This is a genomic window from Thioclava sp. F36-6, from assembly GCF_002020305.1.
GTDB classification, from domain to species: Bacteria; Pseudomonadota; Alphaproteobacteria; order Rhodobacterales; family Rhodobacteraceae; genus Thioclava; species Thioclava sediminum.
Map to the genome: position 1 here is coordinate 840,617 of NZ_MPZX01000002.1, position 14,508 is coordinate 855,124.

At 64.4% G+C, this 14,508-nt stretch carries 16 protein-coding genes and 1 tRNA gene; 9 read left to right on the forward strand and 8 right to left on the reverse strand.

What is annotated here, in order from left to right; genetic code table 11:
- Window positions 1-133 precede the first annotated feature (133 nt).
- On the forward strand, window positions 134-1,951 hold the full coding sequence (locus BMI88_RS11135) for a M3 family oligoendopeptidase (protein ID WP_078548689.1): 1,818 nt from the start codon (window positions 134-136) through the stop codon (window positions 1,949-1,951).
- Between the two features lie 125 nt (window positions 1,952-2,076).
- Here the strand turns inward: BMI88_RS11135 and BMI88_RS11140 are convergent, their stop codons facing one another.
- The 4 genes from BMI88_RS11140 to lgt all read right to left on the reverse strand — a co-directional run bounded on the left by BMI88_RS11140 (window position 2,077) and on the right by lgt (window position 6,290).
- On the reverse strand, window positions 2,077-2,751 hold the full coding sequence (locus BMI88_RS11140; RefSeq protein ID WP_168173976.1) for a Hint domain-containing protein: 675 nt from the start codon (window positions 2,749-2,751) through the stop codon (window positions 2,077-2,079).
- Window positions 2,752-3,527: 776 nt separating this feature from the next.
- Entirely contained in the window at window positions 3,528-4,280 is a 753-nt protein-coding gene (pgeF, locus tag BMI88_RS11145; RefSeq protein ID WP_078520602.1) for a peptidoglycan editing factor PgeF, read from the reverse strand.
- Window positions 4,281-4,305: 25 nt separating this feature from the next.
- The gene (locus BMI88_RS11150; protein ID WP_078548695.1) at window positions 4,306-5,388 is read right to left on the reverse strand and encodes an SAM-dependent methyltransferase; all 1,083 of its coding nucleotides are present in this window, start codon (window positions 5,386-5,388) and stop codon (window positions 4,306-4,308) included.
- Window positions 5,385-6,290, reverse strand: coding sequence for a prolipoprotein diacylglyceryl transferase (lgt, locus tag BMI88_RS11155; RefSeq protein WP_078548697.1), 906 nt, complete (start codon window positions 6,288-6,290; stop codon window positions 5,385-5,387). Before lgt ends, BMI88_RS11150 begins: the two co-directional genes overlap by 4 nt.
- 123 nt (window positions 6,291-6,413) lie before the next feature.
- On the opposite strand from lgt, the gene BMI88_RS11160 reads away from it, so the two are divergent.
- The gene (locus tag BMI88_RS11160; protein ID WP_078520603.1) at window positions 6,414-6,662 is read left to right on the forward strand and encodes an accessory factor UbiK family protein; all 249 of its coding nucleotides are present in this window, start codon (window positions 6,414-6,416) and stop codon (window positions 6,660-6,662) included.
- Window positions 6,663-6,961: 299 nt separating this feature from the next.
- Here BMI88_RS11160 and BMI88_RS11165 read toward each other — a convergent pair whose 3' ends face one another.
- Window positions 6,962-7,972 (reverse strand): PhoH family protein, encoded by a 1,011-nt coding sequence (locus BMI88_RS11165; protein WP_078548700.1) that lies wholly within the window; start codon window positions 7,970-7,972, stop codon window positions 6,962-6,964.
- 510 nt (window positions 7,973-8,482) lie between these two features.
- On the opposite strand from BMI88_RS11165, the gene BMI88_RS11170 reads away from it, so the two are divergent.
- Window positions 8,483-8,851 carry a hypothetical protein gene (locus tag BMI88_RS11170; protein WP_078542121.1) on the forward strand — a complete coding sequence of 123 codons (369 nt, stop codon included), beginning with the start codon at window positions 8,483-8,485 and terminating at the stop codon, window positions 8,849-8,851.
- A 76-nt stretch (window positions 8,852-8,927) separates the two neighbouring features.
- On the opposite strand, the gene miaB is transcribed toward BMI88_RS11170, so the two are convergent.
- A complete protein-coding gene (miaB, locus tag BMI88_RS11175; protein WP_078548704.1) occupies window positions 8,928-10,250 on the reverse strand; it encodes a tRNA (N6-isopentenyl adenosine(37)-C2)-methylthiotransferase MiaB in 1,323 nt (440 codons plus the stop codon).
- A gap of 151 nt (window positions 10,251-10,401) precedes the next feature.
- Here miaB and BMI88_RS11180 point away from each other — a divergent pair, with 151 nt between their 5' ends.
- The 3 genes from BMI88_RS11180 to BMI88_RS11185 all read left to right on the forward strand — a co-directional run bounded on the left by BMI88_RS11180 (window position 10,402) and on the right by BMI88_RS11185 (window position 11,775).
- Window positions 10,402-11,286 carry a glycosyltransferase family 2 protein gene (locus BMI88_RS11180; protein WP_078548706.1) on the forward strand — a complete coding sequence of 295 codons (885 nt, stop codon included), beginning with the start codon at window positions 10,402-10,404 and terminating at the stop codon, window positions 11,284-11,286.
- Window positions 11,287-11,461: 175 nt separating this feature from the next.
- The gene (locus BMI88_RS19760) at window positions 11,462-11,629 is read left to right on the forward strand and encodes a hypothetical protein (protein WP_158522126.1); all 168 of its coding nucleotides are present in this window, start codon (window positions 11,462-11,464) and stop codon (window positions 11,627-11,629) included.
- Window positions 11,626-11,775, forward strand: a complete 150-nt coding sequence (locus BMI88_RS11185) for a hemin uptake protein HemP (RefSeq protein ID WP_075774069.1) — start codon at window positions 11,626-11,628, stop codon at window positions 11,773-11,775. The genes BMI88_RS19760 and BMI88_RS11185 overlap by 4 nt, the downstream gene beginning before the upstream one ends.
- A 106-nt stretch (window positions 11,776-11,881) precedes the next feature.
- On the opposite strand, the gene BMI88_RS11190 is transcribed toward BMI88_RS11185, so the two are convergent.
- Both BMI88_RS11190 and BMI88_RS11195 read right to left on the reverse strand, forming a co-directional pair.
- Window positions 11,882-11,955: transfer RNA gene (locus BMI88_RS11190), tRNA-Gly, on the reverse strand.
- Between the two features lie 36 nt (window positions 11,956-11,991).
- Window positions 11,992-12,660: an SOS response-associated peptidase gene (locus BMI88_RS11195; protein WP_078548709.1), complete on the reverse strand. Its 669-nt coding sequence runs from the start codon at window positions 12,658-12,660 to the stop codon at window positions 11,992-11,994.
- A 79-nt stretch (window positions 12,661-12,739) separates the two neighbouring features.
- Between BMI88_RS11195 and BMI88_RS11200 the strand changes: the two genes are divergently transcribed.
- The 3 genes from BMI88_RS11200 to arsC are packed head-to-tail and all read left to right on the forward strand — an operon-like array spanning window position 12,740 to window position 14,456.
- Entirely contained in the window at window positions 12,740-13,078 is a 339-nt protein-coding gene (locus BMI88_RS11200) for a DUF952 domain-containing protein (protein WP_078520541.1), read from the forward strand.
- Entirely contained in the window at window positions 13,075-14,136 is a 1,062-nt protein-coding gene (locus BMI88_RS11205; protein WP_246831869.1) for a quinone-dependent dihydroorotate dehydrogenase, read from the forward strand. The genes BMI88_RS11200 and BMI88_RS11205 overlap by 4 nt, the downstream gene beginning before the upstream one ends.
- A complete protein-coding gene (gene arsC / locus BMI88_RS11210; RefSeq protein ID WP_078548712.1) occupies window positions 14,127-14,456 on the forward strand; it encodes an arsenate reductase (glutaredoxin) in 330 nt (109 codons plus the stop codon). Before BMI88_RS11205 ends, arsC begins: the two co-directional genes overlap by 10 nt.
- The last annotated feature ends 52 nt before the right edge of the window (window positions 14,457-14,508 follow it).

Here is a 14,508-nt window from a genome sequence, read left to right on the forward strand (position 1 = left end):
GCGCCGCGTCCGGGAAAAGTTCATTTCATAGCATCTGCCGAAAAATTGTGCAGCACCGAGCGACCCCGCGCCCTTGTCAGGGCGGCGCCCCTGCCCCTATCTGGAAAGCAACCGATCAGACACGAGGAACCTCATGACGCTCACACCCCGCCGCCCCGTTTTCGATGCGAATTCAAATGCAGGGGCGTTCGGCGATCTGCCCGAATGGGATCTGAGCGATCTCTACCCCGCACCCGACGCGCCGGAACTGACCAAGGACATGGCATGGCTGGAAAAAGCCTGCGCCGAGTTCGCCGCCGATTACGAAGGCAAGCTGGCCGATCTTGATGCCGCGGGCATGGCAGAGTGCATCAAGCGCTACGAGGAAATCGACGAGAAAGCGGGCCGCGTGATGTCCTATACGGGCCTGCGCTATTACCAGAACACGACCGACCCGGCGCGGGTGAAGCTGCTGTCCGATGCGCAGGACAAGATCACCACCTACACCACGCCGCTCGTCTTCTTCAGCCTCGAATTCAACCGCATCCCGGACGAGACCTACGAGGCCGTCTTCGCCGATTCGAAAGTCGCCCGCTACAAGCCGGTGTTTGACCGGATGCGCGCGATGAAGCCCTATCAGCTCTCCGACGAGCTGGAGAAATTCCTCCACGATCAATCGGTCGTCGGCGCCGCCGCCTGGAACCGCCTCTTCGACGAGACCACCGCCGCGCTGGAATTCGAGGTGCAGGGCGAGAAGCTCTCGCTTGAGGCCACCACCACCCTTCTCTCCGACCACAATCGCGAAAAGCGCGAAGCGGCGGCGAAAGAGCTGGCGAATGTGTTCGGCGAGAACATCCGCACCTTCTCGCGCATCCACAATACGCTGGCGAAGGAAAAGGAAATCGAGGATCGCTGGCGCAAGATGCCGACGCCGCAGACCGGTCGCCACCTGTCGAACGACGTGGAGCCGGAAGTCGTGCAGGCGCTGCGCGACGCCGTGGTCGCAGCCTACCCGCGCCTGTCGCATCGCTACTACAAGCTGAAGGCAAAATGGCTCGGCCTCGACACGCTGCAGATCTGGGACCGCAACGCGCCGCTCCCCACCGAGGCCCCGCGCGACATCATGTGGGACGAGGCGAAGGACACCGTGCTCGACGCCTATTCCGGCTTCGATCCGCGCATGGCCGACATCGCACAGCCCTTCTTCGACAAAGGCTGGATCGATGCGGGCGTGAAGCCGGGCAAGGCACCGGGCGCCTTCGCGCATCCGACCGTGACCACCGTCCACCCCTACGTGATGCTGAACTACCTCGGCAAACCGCGCGACGTGATGACGCTGGCGCATGAGCTAGGCCACGGCGTCCACCAGGTGCTGGCCGCGAAACAGGGCGAGATGCTGGCCAACACGCCGCTGACGCTGGCCGAGACGGCCTCGGTGTTCGGCGAGATGCTGACCTTCCGCAAGCTGCTGGCTGCCGCGAAAACCAAGGAAGAGCGCAAGACGCTTCTGGCCGGCAAGGTCGAGGACATGATCAACACGGTCGTCCGCCAGATCGCCTTCTACGATTTCGAGTGCAAGCTGCATGCAGCCCGCGCCGAAGGGGAGCTGACGCCCGAGGATATCAACGCGCTGTGGATGTCGGTGCAGGGCGAAAGCCTCGGCCCGGCATTCGAGTTCATGGAGGGCTATGAGACCTTCTGGTCCTACATCCCGCACTTCGTCCACTCGCCCTTCTACGTCTACGCCTACGCCTTCGGCGACGGCCTGGTGAACGCGCTCTACGCCGCCTATGAGGCCGCGCCCGAGGGCTTCCAGGACAAGTATTTCGCGATGCTGGAAGCGGGTGGCTCGATGCACCACAAGGCACTGCTCGCGCCCTTCGGCCTCGATGCGTCCGACCCGGCCTTCTGGGACAAGGGTCTGTCGATGATCGAAGGCTTCATCGACGAGCTGGAGGCGATGGAGGAGTAATTCTCCCGCCCCGTTCTGAAAACGAAAAAACGCCGCGCGAGGTTCTCAACGCGCGGCGTTTCCGTGACCGGCTCCCCACAAGCACTGTCAACTCCAACCGGAACCTTTACCCCTGAAGGTCCCGATCAGATTAGCATTTCTTCGACCTCGAACCGGGTCAGCCGCGGCGCGGCGATCGGGCCGAACTCGCGCAGCTTGTCCATCTGCGGAAACAGCGCGAGGAACAGCTCAGCCATCCGCGGGTCGATCATCCGCTCGAACCCTTCGCCGGGATGGAAGCTCTCGACCTCCATGCCGCCGACCTTGAGCGAGCCGTGCTGCTCGAGCACCAGATGATAGGCGGAGACCGGCGAGATCGGCGTAACCTCGATGACGCTCACCCCATCGACGAAGGCCGCGATCGGCGCATAGGCCGCCTCGATGCCCAGACGCCCGCGCAGCCGGGCATCGCGCAGGCAGATCCGCGCATGCGGACCCAGCACCAGATCCTGCGACGGGCGGCCGTGTCCGAAGGCTTCGGCAGTCACGCGGATCATCCGCGCGGCCACGTCCTTCGCCGCCGGGAACATCGTCATCGAGCCTTTCCAGGTGACGGTCTCGACGCGCTCATCGGCGGTCAGAACCCGCATCCCCGGCACCAGATCCTCAACCGAGACCGGGCCTTCCTCGGTCGCGATCACGGCACCGCGCGCCAAGGCGGAGAACGCCTCCTCGAACAGCGGAATCGCCGGGGCGACGCGGGATGTTTCTTCGATGAAGCCGTTCGCCCCCAGCCACCACGCGGCATAGCGGCGGGTCATCGCAGAGGCGCGCAGGGCGCGTTTCGGCGCATTCGGACTCGCCCGCAAAGGGCGCGGCAGAGGCGGTTCGGTTTCGGTGGGACGTAGCGCGGCAGCTGCCGTCCGGTGGGGTAGATTCATGCGATAGGCCTTTCGGTCTTCTCACGGCTGCATCGGCCCCCACCGGTTGCAGAGAGACGCTCACAACATGGCTAAAACGTGCGAGGCCGTCAAATTATTGACGCGATTGTCTCGCGATCGCCGAGCAGTCAGCCCCTGCCCTTACGGCACGTTTCCCCACCGCGCACAAACGGCCACAGTCTCACCACATTCGAAACGAATCACCCGCCCCCAGAGACACTGGAGACGGGTGATGAAAATGGCCGGGCGTGGCAGCGCCCGGCCAGGTCTCGCATTGCGATCAGCATGACCAATTACGATCGCCGCGCGAGAAGGGAGGTCACTGTGCGGCGCTGACCCGGCGCGTTGCAGACGCCACAGGGCGGCCGGCCTGCGAAGGGCGCGCCTTGCGTGCCCAGGGCATCCGCGTGTCGCAGTCGCGAGCGGAGGCCACGGCAGCTTTCATCCAGCGGCGGGTCGGTTGAGATTTGTTCATATCTTTGTCCCCTCGTCTCGAGATCGTTTTCGATCCGGTTCGGGACTGTTCTGCCCGCGCAATGGGGCCAGCATGGGGCGGGAGTTGGATTTTTTCGCGCAAGGAAACGAACGAATGCGGCAACGCGGATTGTCTCAGCCGCCCCGCCAATATCGTAAAGCGCGCCGCCCGCGTGCCCGGATCAGAGCCGGATCGCCGAGAGCAGACGCCCGTAATCGGCCTCGCCCGCATGGGTCGTGCGGCGATAGGAATAGAAGCGCTCAGGCTCCTGATAGGTGCAGCGGCGCATCCATTCCGCCTCGCCGACGCCCGCCTCGCGCAGCCGGTGCAGCGAGAAGCTCGGCAGGTCGAAATGCGGCTTGCCCGAGGGCCCGGGCGAGAAGAACCGGCTGTAGTCCATGTCCTCCATCAGGAACTGCTCCATGAAGTCTTCGCCGACCTCGTAGGAATGGACCGAGATGCAGGGCCCGATCACCGCCGTGATATTCTCGCGATGCGCGCCCAAACGCTCCATCGCGTCGAGCGTGTTCTCCAGCACACCCTCCATCGCGCCGCGCCATCCCGCATGCGCCGCGCCGATAACGCCCGCTTTCGGATCGGAGAACAGCACCGGCTGGCAATCGGCGGTCAGGATCGAGATCGCGATGCCCGGCACCTTGGTCACGGCCGCATCGGCGCGCGGCGGCGGATCGGTGATCTCTTCGATCACGGCGACATCGGGCGAATGCACCTGATTGACGCCTTGCAGCGCGTTCAGCTCCACGCCCATCGCATCGGCGGCCCGAGCGCGATTGGTGCGCACCGCCTCGCTTTGATCCGACGAGCCGGGACCGCAGTTGAGCCCCGCGAAAATGCCCGAGGACGCGCCGCCCTTGCGCGTGAAGAACCCGTGCTTCACGGTTCCCAAGGCGGGTGAGGTCAGAATTTCGAGCATCGTCGACATCGCGTTCCTCAATAGCTCAGACGGTCTTCGGATCGAACCCCGGCGGCAGCGGCGCAGCGGGTGCGACAATCGCCAGAGCTTGGAACAGGTGACCCATTTCCTCGGGGTGGGTCAAGCGGCGATGCGCGGCGATATGGGTCTCTCGCGCGCGCCCCGATAACGCCTGCGCGAGGCGCTGCGCACGTGCCGTGATGCCGAGCCGCTCCAGCAGAACGCCCTGCGCGGTCATGCCCGAAACGGCGGCCCCCGCGTCTTGTGCGGCCTGCGCGAGAGGCTCGAAATCGACATGGGCGGTCAGGTCCGCCTCGCCGGGCTGTGCGAAAGGATCGACGGGCTCATGGCCCTTGAGCGCCTGAAACGTGTCGCCCTTGGAATGCCAGTTGCCATAGTCGATCAGCAGCGCCGCGCCGCCTTGGTTTGCAATCCGCGCAGCCAGCGTCTCGGTGAAGTTCACCGCAGCCGCACAGGTCTCGACCACATCGCCCGGCATGGTGTCGGACATGCGCGCCTCCAGCGCCTCGAGACGCGACGGCGGCGCGAGGCCGGGCGTCAGATCGCCGTCGTCGGACAACCCCACCTGCCGCTCGGCCCAGCCTTCGCCGTCCCGCTGGAACTGCCGGATCGGCAGCGCGTCGAGAAACTCGTTCGCGACGAGGAAAACCGGCCTCTCGGGCAGGTCGTCGATCGTCTCGTGCCAAGTGACCTTATGCGGCGCCAGAGTCTCGCGCTGAATCTCGCGCAAGGTCGGCGAGGCCTCGATCAGATGGATCTCTACGGCCTCCACCATCCCCGGCACCGCCTTCATCGCGCGCAGCATATCGGCCATCAGCGTGCCACGCCCCGGCCCTGCCTCGGCCAGCACGAAGGGCGCGGGCCGCCCCTGATCGAGCCACGCCTGCGCCAGACATAGCCCCAGCATTTCGCCGAACATCTGGGAAATCTCCGGCGCGGTGATGAAATCACCTGCGCGCCCGAACGGATCGCGGGTCGCGTAATAGCCATGCTCGGGATGCAGCAGGCAGGCGCTCATATAGCGGTCGAGCCGCATCGGCCCTTCTGCCGCAATCTGCGCGGCAAGGATGTCGCCCAGCGGGGTCACGAGGCTTTCGGCGCCCGAAGCGCGCGGATTACGAAATACAGCCCCACCGCGATCATCGGCAGCGACAGCACCTGCCCCATCGTCAGCCCCCAGCCATCGGTGAAGCGGATCACGTGGCCATACGGGTTGCCGAGGGTCACGAATTGCGGATCGCCCTGGCGGAACAGCTCGACGAAGGCACGCGCGGCGCCGTAGCCCATCAGGAACACGCCGAGGCTCAGGCCCGGGCGTTTCAGCGAGCGGCCGAACCACACCATGCTCCACAGGATCAGGCCCAGCAGCAGCCCCTCCAGCCCCGCCTCGTAGAGCTGCGAGGGATGGCGCGCGCAGGTGCCATCCACCTGCCCCGCGATCCCGAGGCAGGTCTGCGCCAGTTCACCGGGGAAGATCACGCCCCACGGGACGTCCGTGGGCCGCCCCCAAAGCTCGGGCTTGATGAAATTCGCGATCCGCCCGAGGAACAGCCCGATCGGCGCGACCAACGCCATCGCATCGGCCAGTTGCAGCTTCGGCACGTCATGCCGTCGCGCGAACCACCAACCCGCGAGCAGCGTGCCCAGAAAGCCCCCGTGGAAGGACATGCCACCCTGCCAGACCTTCACGATATCGAGGGGATGGGACAGATACCACGCGGGCTCATAGAACAGGATGAAGCCAAGTCGCCCGCCCAGAACCACGCCGATGATCACCGCCGTCAGCAGGTCCTCGACCTTGCCGTGCTCCATCGGCGAGCGGCTCTGAGGCCAGAGCGTATCGCGCTTCATAAGCGCCACGATGATCTGCCAGCCCGCGATCAGCCCCGCGATATAGGCCAGCGCATACCAGCGGATCGGCAGGCCGAGACCGGGGATCGTGATGGCCACCGGATCGAAATCGGGGAAGGGAATGGCGAGAGGCAGCAAGGCAGTCTCCTGTCAGAAATCGCCGCGAGAAAGCCCTGCGCGGGCCGGGAAGTCAACCTTGCCAGCGGGACCGCCGGGGCCCATATAGACAGGGAAGCAAAAATTGACCGCAAGGGGATGCCGATGCAGCCGCCCAACAAGATGTTCGACGAAATGTCCAAGCTGATGACCAACGCGATGGGCGTGGCCCAAGGCGCGAAGGACGAGGCCGAGACGGCGATGAAAAGCTGGATGGACCGCTGGCTGGCCGACCGTGACCTCGTGACCCGCGAGGAGTTCGACGCGGTGCGTGCGATGGCACAGAAAGCGCGCGAGGAAAACGAGGCGCTGAAAGCCCGCATCGAGGCGCTCGAAGGCAAGTCCGAGAGCTGAACTCTTCGCGATGGAATTTGAAAACGCCCGGTCCGAATGGCCGGGCGTTTTTCATGGGGGACCCGCTCGGGGGCGACAAGCCCCGGGCCGCGCCCGACCCTCCCCCCGGGAGGGCGCATTGGCGATGTCCTAGCGGGCTCGAATGTCGTTCGGGCTTGCGAAGATAAACCGCCAAGCCACCCACGCTACAAAGCGCCCACCCGAGGCTCGGGCGCGTCCCTTCCGTGTCCCCACCGACAAACCAATCTGCCCGCGCCGAGGCGCGGGCAGATTGAAACTCCGTCGAAAGCCTCGCGGCCTTACTCGCCTTCCGCCTTGTCATAGGCGTCGATGATCTTCGCGACCATCGGGTGACGCACCACGTCTTTCGCGGTGAAGTAGTTGAAGCTGATCCCCTCGACATGGCCGAGGATACGCTCCGCATCCTGAAGGCCCGAGGGCATCCCGCGCGGCAGGTCCACCTGAGAGCGGTCGCCGGTGATCACCATCCGCGAGCCTTGGCCGAGACGGGTCAGGAACATCTTCATCTGCATGGTCGAGGCGTTCTGCGCCTCATCGAGCACCACGAAGGCGTTCGACAGCGTGCGGCCGCGCATGAAGGCGAGCGGTGCGATCTCGATCCGCTTCTCCTCCAGCAGCTTCGCAAGCTGCTTGGCCGGCAGAAAGTCGTTCAGCGCGTCATAGAGCGGCTGCATATAGGGATCGACCTTGTCCTTCATGTCGCCGGGCAGGAAGCCAAGACGCTCGCCCGCCTCGACGGCCGGACGCGACAGGATGATCTTGTCGACATGACCGCCGATCAGCATGGTCACACCCACGGCCACGGCGAGATAGGTCTTGCCGGTGCCCGCAGGCCCGATCCCGAAGGCCAGCTCGTGCTCGAAGAGATGCTTCACATAGGCTTTCTGCGCCTCGGTGCGCGGCTCGACCTGCTTCTTGCGCGTGCGGATCTCGAACTTGCCCGCCTCGAACATCTCGAGTTGTTCGTCGACCGTGGTCCCGGTGCCGCCCAGATCGGCCATGCGCAGCGCCGCATCGACCTCTTCGGCGTCAATCGGCTTGTTCTGTTCAAGGCGTTGATACAGCTGATGCAGCACGGCAGCGGCTTGCGATTGCGCTTCGGGCTCGCCCACCACGGCCAGTTGGTTGCCGCGCCGCAGGATGTGAACCTGAAGCTTGTGCTCTATCTGGGCCAGATTGCGGTCGAATTCACCGCAAAGATCGATCAGCAGCCGGTTGTTGGGGAACTCAAGAAGCGTCTCGTGAGCATCCTGAGAGCGAGGCGGGGGTGTGATCGCGCTGAAGCCCAAATACAGAGTCTCCTTAGCTGGTTTGGTAAAGATATGGTGCCTGCCTCGGGGGATTCACGCAAGCACTGGTTTCCCGCCCTCCTAGGCGCGGCGGCGAATTTCATCAAACTGAAACCAAAAAACGCAGGCGCGGTTCCGCTTGGCGGCATTGCCTATTTATTAGGCGAAGTCGGTTTCGCAAGGGGATGCGCACCGATACGCTGATCGAAACGTCACGTCTTCGCCGCACCGCATCATGCCCGCCGAATCGCTGGCTGTGAAAAAGGGCTTCCGTGGCGCAGAATCGCGCGGCAAAAGCCAAACGCCCCACAACCCTAGCGCGAGAACTGTCGCAACAATCGGAACACCCGCTATCTTTTTTGGCTATTGTTCTCACAAACCCGGCAAATATCGACAATCTCTCGCCAATTTAGGTTTATTCAGGGCAAACTGCACCCTGACGGCGCTCGGGTCGGAGGGATCTTGAGCGCCGCATGTTATTCCGCTGCCCGATCAGGAGAGTCTCGAGAGATGAAGACCATTGCAATCACCGCCGCCGCGCTGCTCACCGGTATGGCGTTCGCTGGCGCCGCACAGGCCGGTACGAGCTGCTACACCGGCCCGGTCGGGCGCGATCACGTCAATAACCAGACCGTCTGCGGACCGACCCGCAAGCAACAGATTCATATCGACTGCTTCCGCGGCCCGTGGCGCGAGACGATCTGGGATCACCCGCAGGGCAGCTTCGTCGATGATCTGGTGGCTTTCGGCTACGATTACGGCGATGCGAACGGCCTCGCGACTCAGATCTGCAAGAACGAGAGCCTCGTGGGCAATCCCGAAGGCCTTCGTAGAGAGCTTTTGAAAGCGATCGCAAACGACCCGCCCGGCCCGAACTGATCGGTCAGGGTTACCTAATCATAAGGGCCGCGGATCACGCGGCCCTTTTCATTTGAGACGTCGGCGCGAAGAGAGCTCAGATCAACTCGCCCGCCAGCGAATTCGGCGCCGTGCCGGTGATCCGCACCTTCGCCAGAACGGCGGGGCCAAGCCCCTCGCCCGAGACATGGACCGCCTGCAGGTAATCGGATTTGCCGACCCACTGGCCGTCCAGCCGCCCGGGCTTCTCAAAAAGCACGTTCACTTCGCGCCCGATCATGCTTTCCTGACAGGCCCGCTGTTGCGAGGTTAGAAGCGCCTGCAACTCCTGCAGCCGCGCATCGGCGACCTCGGCAGGCACCGCGCCCTTCGCGCCAGCCGCGGGCGTGCCCGGGCGCGGCGAGTATTTGAACGAATAGGCCATGCCGTAATTGACCTCGCGGATCAGCGCCATCGTGTCCTCGAAGTCCTGATCGGTCTCGCCGGGGAAGCCCACGATGAAATCGCCCGAGATCACGATGTCGGGGCGCGCGGCGCGGATACGCTCGATCAGGCGGATATAGCTCTCCGCCGTATGCTTGCGGTTCATCGCCTTGAGGATCTTGTCCGAGCCCGATTGCACCGGCAGATGCAGATAGGGCATCAGCTTCGGCTCGTCGCCATGGGCCGCGATCAGATCGTCTTCCATGTCGTTCGGGTGCGAGGTGGTGTAGCGGATGCGCTCCAGCCCATCGATCTTGGCGAGCGACCGGGCCAGCCGCGCGAGCGACCAGTCACCGCCCTCACCCTCGCCGTGATAGGCGTTGACGTTCTGACCCAGCAGCGTGATCTCGCGCACGCCTTTCTCCACCAGCGCCTGCGCCTCACGCAGGATCTTGTCCGCCGGGCGCGAAACCTCGGCCCCGCGCGTGTAAGGCACCACGCAGAAGGCGCAGAACTTGTCGCAGCCCTCCTGCACCGTCAGGAACGCCGTCGGGCGCGTCTGCACGGGCCGCGCGGGCAGATGGTCGAACTTGTCTTCCAGCGGGAACTCGGTCTCGACAGGGCGCGCGCCATTATCGGTCCGCGCGACCAGTTCGGGCAGCTTGTGATAGCTTTGCGAGCCCACGACCAGATCCACCAGATCCGAGCGCCGCAGGATCTCGTCGCCCTCGGCCTGCGCGACACAGCCCGCGACGCCGATCTTCAGGTCGGGCTTGGCCTCCTTGAACGGACGCAGGCGGCCCAGATCGGAATAGACCTTCTCGGCCGCCTTCTCGCGGATATGGCAGGTGTTGAGCAGCACCATATCCGCCGCGCCAACATCGTCGGTCAGCTCATAGCCCTTGGCGCCCATGGCCTCGGCCATGCGCTCGCTGTCATAGACGTTCATCTGACAGCCATAGGTTTTGATATGCAGCTTTTTCGGAGCGTCGCTCATGCCAATCCTCGCGCGTCTTTCCAGCGGGCCTGATACAGCCAAATCACCCTTTCCCGCAAGGTCGCGCTTGGGGCGGGCCGTAAAGGCTTGATTTCATGCGAGCCTTCCCCGATCCTGCGCCCGAAGACCCCGCGAAAGGGCTGCATCGGGCATGAAATATTCCTCGCTGATCGATTTTCTCAGCCGCCAGAGCGCGGCGCTGTCCAAAGGCCCGGTCGGATTGATCCTCGCGGAGGACGGGGTCGAGCTGGAGAGCACGATCCGCCACCATGTCGACCTCGGATTTCCGGTGCTGCTGGTTCTGGGCCATGCCGCGATGGACCTGCCGGACGATCTGGCCGCCGACAGCCCGACGAAAATCTACCGCATCGATTTCGAGCTGAACCGCCGCGACGCAGCGCCCCTCGCAATCAACCCGATCGTCGCCGCAGTCCCCCCGGGCACCTGGCTCTATTACTGCTTCAACGCGGAATACCTATTCTTTCCCTTCTGCGAGAGCCGCTCGATCGGCGAGGTTCTGAGCTTTCACACCGAAGAACGCCGCGCCTCGATGCTGAGCTATGTGATCGACCTCTATACCGGCGATCTGGAGGCGCATCCGAACGGCGTCGATACCGAGAACGCGATGTTCGACAAGGCAGGCTATTACGCGCTCGCTCGGCTCGACCCCGAGAACCACGACCACCCGAAAGAGCGGCAGCTGGATTTCTTCGGCGGGCTGCGCTGGCGCTTCGAGGAGCATGTCCCCGCCCAGCGCCGCAAGATCGACCGGATCGCCCTGTTCCGCGCCAAGTCCGGCCTGAAGCTGCGCCCCGGTCACACGTTCAACGACGAGGAATACAACACCTATTCCTGCCCGTGGCACCATAACCTGACCTGTGCCACCGCCTCGTTCCGGGTCGCGAAAGCGCTGAAGTTCAATCCCGGGTCGACCTACGATGTGCACAGCTTCACCTGGGTCAATTCCGAACGTTTCAACTGGTCGAGCCAGCAGCTCATGGATCTGGGTCTGATCGAACCCGGCCAGTGGTTCTGATCCGCCCTTCCAACTGATCCCGGATGGTTCCCGAATTATGTCTGCGCGGGCGCAGAGTGATCTGTGCAATTCCTTAGTAAAAGAATTGCCTTTACAATTCCGATCATTTCACTCAGGTTATTTCCATCAGCCAGTCGATCCCCGACGAGCCGCTTTCGCGAGATGGAGACCGGAGATGAAACGCCCCTCTTCCCCCGGCCCCCGATACCGGGCCGACACGCATGTTGATATCGATCCGCCGCTGAGCCTGCGCGACATCGTCGAGGCGCTGTGCAGCGGTTTCCCCCCGGGCCAGAGCGCGCTCGAAGCGACGCTCGACCGGATCGAGGGAGGCCGCAGATGAGCATCAATGAAAGCTTCGCCAACGCCCTGCCCGTCCATGACGCAGAGGTGCTGACCGGCAAGGGCAACCTCGCCCATATCGTGCTGGACGGTCAGGTCTATACGCTGCGCATCACCAAGGCGGGCAAGCTGATCCTGACCAAATGAGCGCAACACTGCGCGCCCCACAGATCCCAAACGTCTGAAGCCGCCCGATCGTCCCTCGGGCGGTTTTTCTGTCTCAAAGACGCGTATCGCAGTGATCCGGGGGAGATGGAGCGGGTGATGGGAATCGAACCCACGTCTTCAGCTTGGAAGGCTGCGGCTCTACCATTGAGCTACACCCGCGCTCTGGCCTCTCCTTAGCGGTCCACGCCGCACCATTCAAGCGGGATCGGCAAGAGGTTCGCGCAAACCCGGCCCCGAGGCGCGGTTCGAATTGACCTCCTGCCCCACGCGCCACGCCTGCAGGATGCCCTCGGGCCTCGGCTGCATCAGGGTCGCCGCGCCATGGCCTTCCTCGCCCAGCCATTTCGCCCAATCGGTTTGCTCAAGGACCAGCGGCTCGCGGTGATGGATCGGGGCGAGCGTTGGCCCCGCCGGCAAGGTCACGATGGCGCAGGTGGTCAGCAACTCGCCCCCCTTCTCCCAATCCTGCCAGAGCCCGCCGAACACCATCGGCGCGCCGTCCTTGCGCGAGACATAGAAAGGCAGCTTCGCCTCCCCCTCGCGATGCCATTCGTAAAACCCGTCCGCCGGGATCAGGCAGCGCCGCGACCGGATCGCTTCTCGGAAGGCAGGTTTCTCCGCCACGGTCTCGGACCGCGCATTGATCAGCAAAGGCCCGTCCGTCGGCGTCTTGTACCAATGCGGGATGAAGCCCCAGCGCATCGCCCGCAACTGCCGCTGCCCCTCGCCGGAGATGCAGACCGGCAGGCTTTCGGTCGGGCAGATGTTGAACCGCTCGCCACCCGGCACGTCATTGCCCGGCACCGCCTTGAACAGACGCGCCATCGCATCGACGGGAAGAGTGTTGGCCATACGTCCGCACATGGCACAAAGCTATGCCCCTACGCGTCCTGCGCAAGCCCCACGCTTGACCGGACGGCGCGTTTTCGGGCAAGGGAAAGCCATGTTGATTTACAAAATCCTCCGCCGCCCCGAATGGGATGCATTTCGCGAAGCCGGGCACACGCTCGGCGCGCCGGTCGACCTCGCGGACGGCTATATCCATTTCTCCACCGCCGATCAGGTCGTCGAAACGGCTGCGAAACATTTCGCGGGCGAATCCGATCTGGTGCTGGTCGCCTTCGACTCCACCGCGATGGGCGCAGATCTGAAATGGGAGCCCTCGCGCCGCGATCAGCTCTTCCCGCATCTCTACCGCCCGCTGAATCTCAGCGAAGTCGTCTGGGACCACGCCCTGCCCCTGGGGGCTGCGGGCCATATCTTCCCGAAGGAAATGTCGTGACCACCCTGATCGAGCGCGTGGGCCTTGCGGCCTTCCAGAAGATCGACCCGGAAAAGGCGCATGGCCTGTCGCTGCGCGCGTTGCGGATGGGGCTCGCGCCCCTGCCCGGCCCGATCACCTCGCCCCGGCTGAAGACCGATCTGGCGGGAATGTCGCTTCTGAACCCGGTGGGGCTCGCCGCAGGCTTCGACAAGAATGCCGAGGCCGTGCCGCAGCTGATGCGCGCGGGTTTCGGCTTCATCGAAGTCGGTGCCGCGACGCCCCGCGCGCAGGAAGGCAACCTGCCGCCCCGCCTCTGGCGCCTGCCCGCCGACCGCGCCGCGATCAATCGCTTCGGCTTCAACAATCAGGGCATGGAGCCGATCACCGAGCGGCTGGCAAAGCGCCCGCAAGGCATTCCGGTGGGGCTCAATCTGGGCGCCAACAAAGACGCCGCCGACCGCGCGAAAGATTTCGCGACCGTGCTGGCCCATGCCGGCCCGCATCTCGATTTCGCGACGGTCAACGTCTCCTCGCCCAACACCGAGAAGCTGCGCGACCTGCAGGGCAAAGCCGCGCTGTCGGCGCTGCTGGCAGGCGTGATCGAGACCCGCGACTCCCTAGCGCGGCGCATCCCCGTCTTCCTGAAAATCGCCCCCGATCTGAGCGCCGAGGAACTGGCCGAAATCGCCGAGGTCGCGCTGGAAAGCGGGATCGACGGGATCATCGCCACCAATACGACGCTTTCGCGCGAGGGGCTGACCTCGCCGAACCCCTCCGATCAGGGCGGCCTCTCCGGCGCGCCTTTGTTCGAGAAATCGACCCGCGTTCTGGCGCAGCTTTCGCAACATACCGCGGGCGCGCTGCCGCTGATCGGCGTAGGCGGCGTGGGCTCTGCCGAGCAGGCCTACGAGAAAATCCGCGCAGGCGCCTCCGCCGTACAACTCTATACCGCGATGGTCTTCGCGGGCCTCTCGCTCGCCGCCGATATCGCGCGCGGCCTCGACGCGCTTCTGGAACGCGACGGCTTCGCCAGCCTTTCCGAGGCAACCGGCACCGGGAGGGACAAATGGCTGTAACGATCTGGCACAATCCGCGCTGCTCGAAATCGCGCGAGACCTTGAGGCTGCTCGAAACCCGCGGGATCGCCCCTGAGGTGCGCGACTACCAGAAAGAGCCGCCGACCATGGCCGAGCTGCAGGACGCGCTGATGAAACTCGGCCAGCCCGCCGCCGCGATGATCCGCTGGAAGGACACGGATCTGCCCAAAGACGCCGATGAGAATGAGATCCTCTCGGCCCTTACAGCCAATCCGAAGCTGATCGAACGCCCGCTCGTGCTGACGGACACTGCCGCCCGCATCGGGCGCCCACCCGAGACGGTTCTCGAAATCCTTTAAGATTGAGGGGCGCTGCCCCTCTTCGGCTCCGCCGAATTCACCCCGGGATATT

What these genes read in the sequence shown, in the direction of transcription:
- BMI88_RS11200 (WP_078520541.1), top strand. Translation starts at nt 12,740, where the DNA reads ATGTTGATTTACAAAATCCTCCGCCGCCCCGAATGGGATGCATTTCGC.
- BMI88_RS11135 (WP_078548689.1), top strand. Translation starts at nt 134, where the DNA reads ATGACGCTCACACCCCGCCGCCCCGTTTTCGATGCGAATTCAAATGCA.
- BMI88_RS11195 (WP_078548709.1), bottom strand. Translation starts at nt 12,660, where the DNA reads ATGTGCGGACGTATGGCCAACACTCTTCCCGTCGATGCGATGGCGCGT.
- pgeF (WP_078520602.1), bottom strand. Translation starts at nt 4,280, where the DNA reads ATGCTCGAAATTCTGACCTCACCCGCCTTGGGAACCGTGAAGCACGGG.
- BMI88_RS11170 (WP_078542121.1), top strand. Translation starts at nt 8,483, where the DNA reads ATGAAGACCATTGCAATCACCGCCGCCGCGCTGCTCACCGGTATGGCG.
- arsC (WP_078548712.1), top strand. Translation starts at nt 14,127, where the DNA reads ATGGCTGTAACGATCTGGCACAATCCGCGCTGCTCGAAATCGCGCGAG.
- BMI88_RS19760 (WP_158522126.1), top strand. Translation starts at nt 11,462, where the DNA reads ATGAAACGCCCCTCTTCCCCCGGCCCCCGATACCGGGCCGACACGCAT.
- BMI88_RS11140 (WP_168173976.1), bottom strand. Translation starts at nt 2,751, where the DNA reads ATGACCCGCCGCTATGCCGCGTGGTGGCTGGGGGCGAACGGCTTCATC.
- BMI88_RS11160 (WP_078520603.1), top strand. Translation starts at nt 6,414, where the DNA reads ATGCAGCCGCCCAACAAGATGTTCGACGAAATGTCCAAGCTGATGACC.
- BMI88_RS11180 (WP_078548706.1), top strand. Translation starts at nt 10,402, where the DNA reads ATGAAATATTCCTCGCTGATCGATTTTCTCAGCCGCCAGAGCGCGGCG.
- miaB (WP_078548704.1), bottom strand. Translation starts at nt 10,250, where the DNA reads ATGAGCGACGCTCCGAAAAAGCTGCATATCAAAACCTATGGCTGTCAG.
- BMI88_RS11185 (WP_075774069.1), top strand. Translation starts at nt 11,626, where the DNA reads ATGAGCATCAATGAAAGCTTCGCCAACGCCCTGCCCGTCCATGACGCA.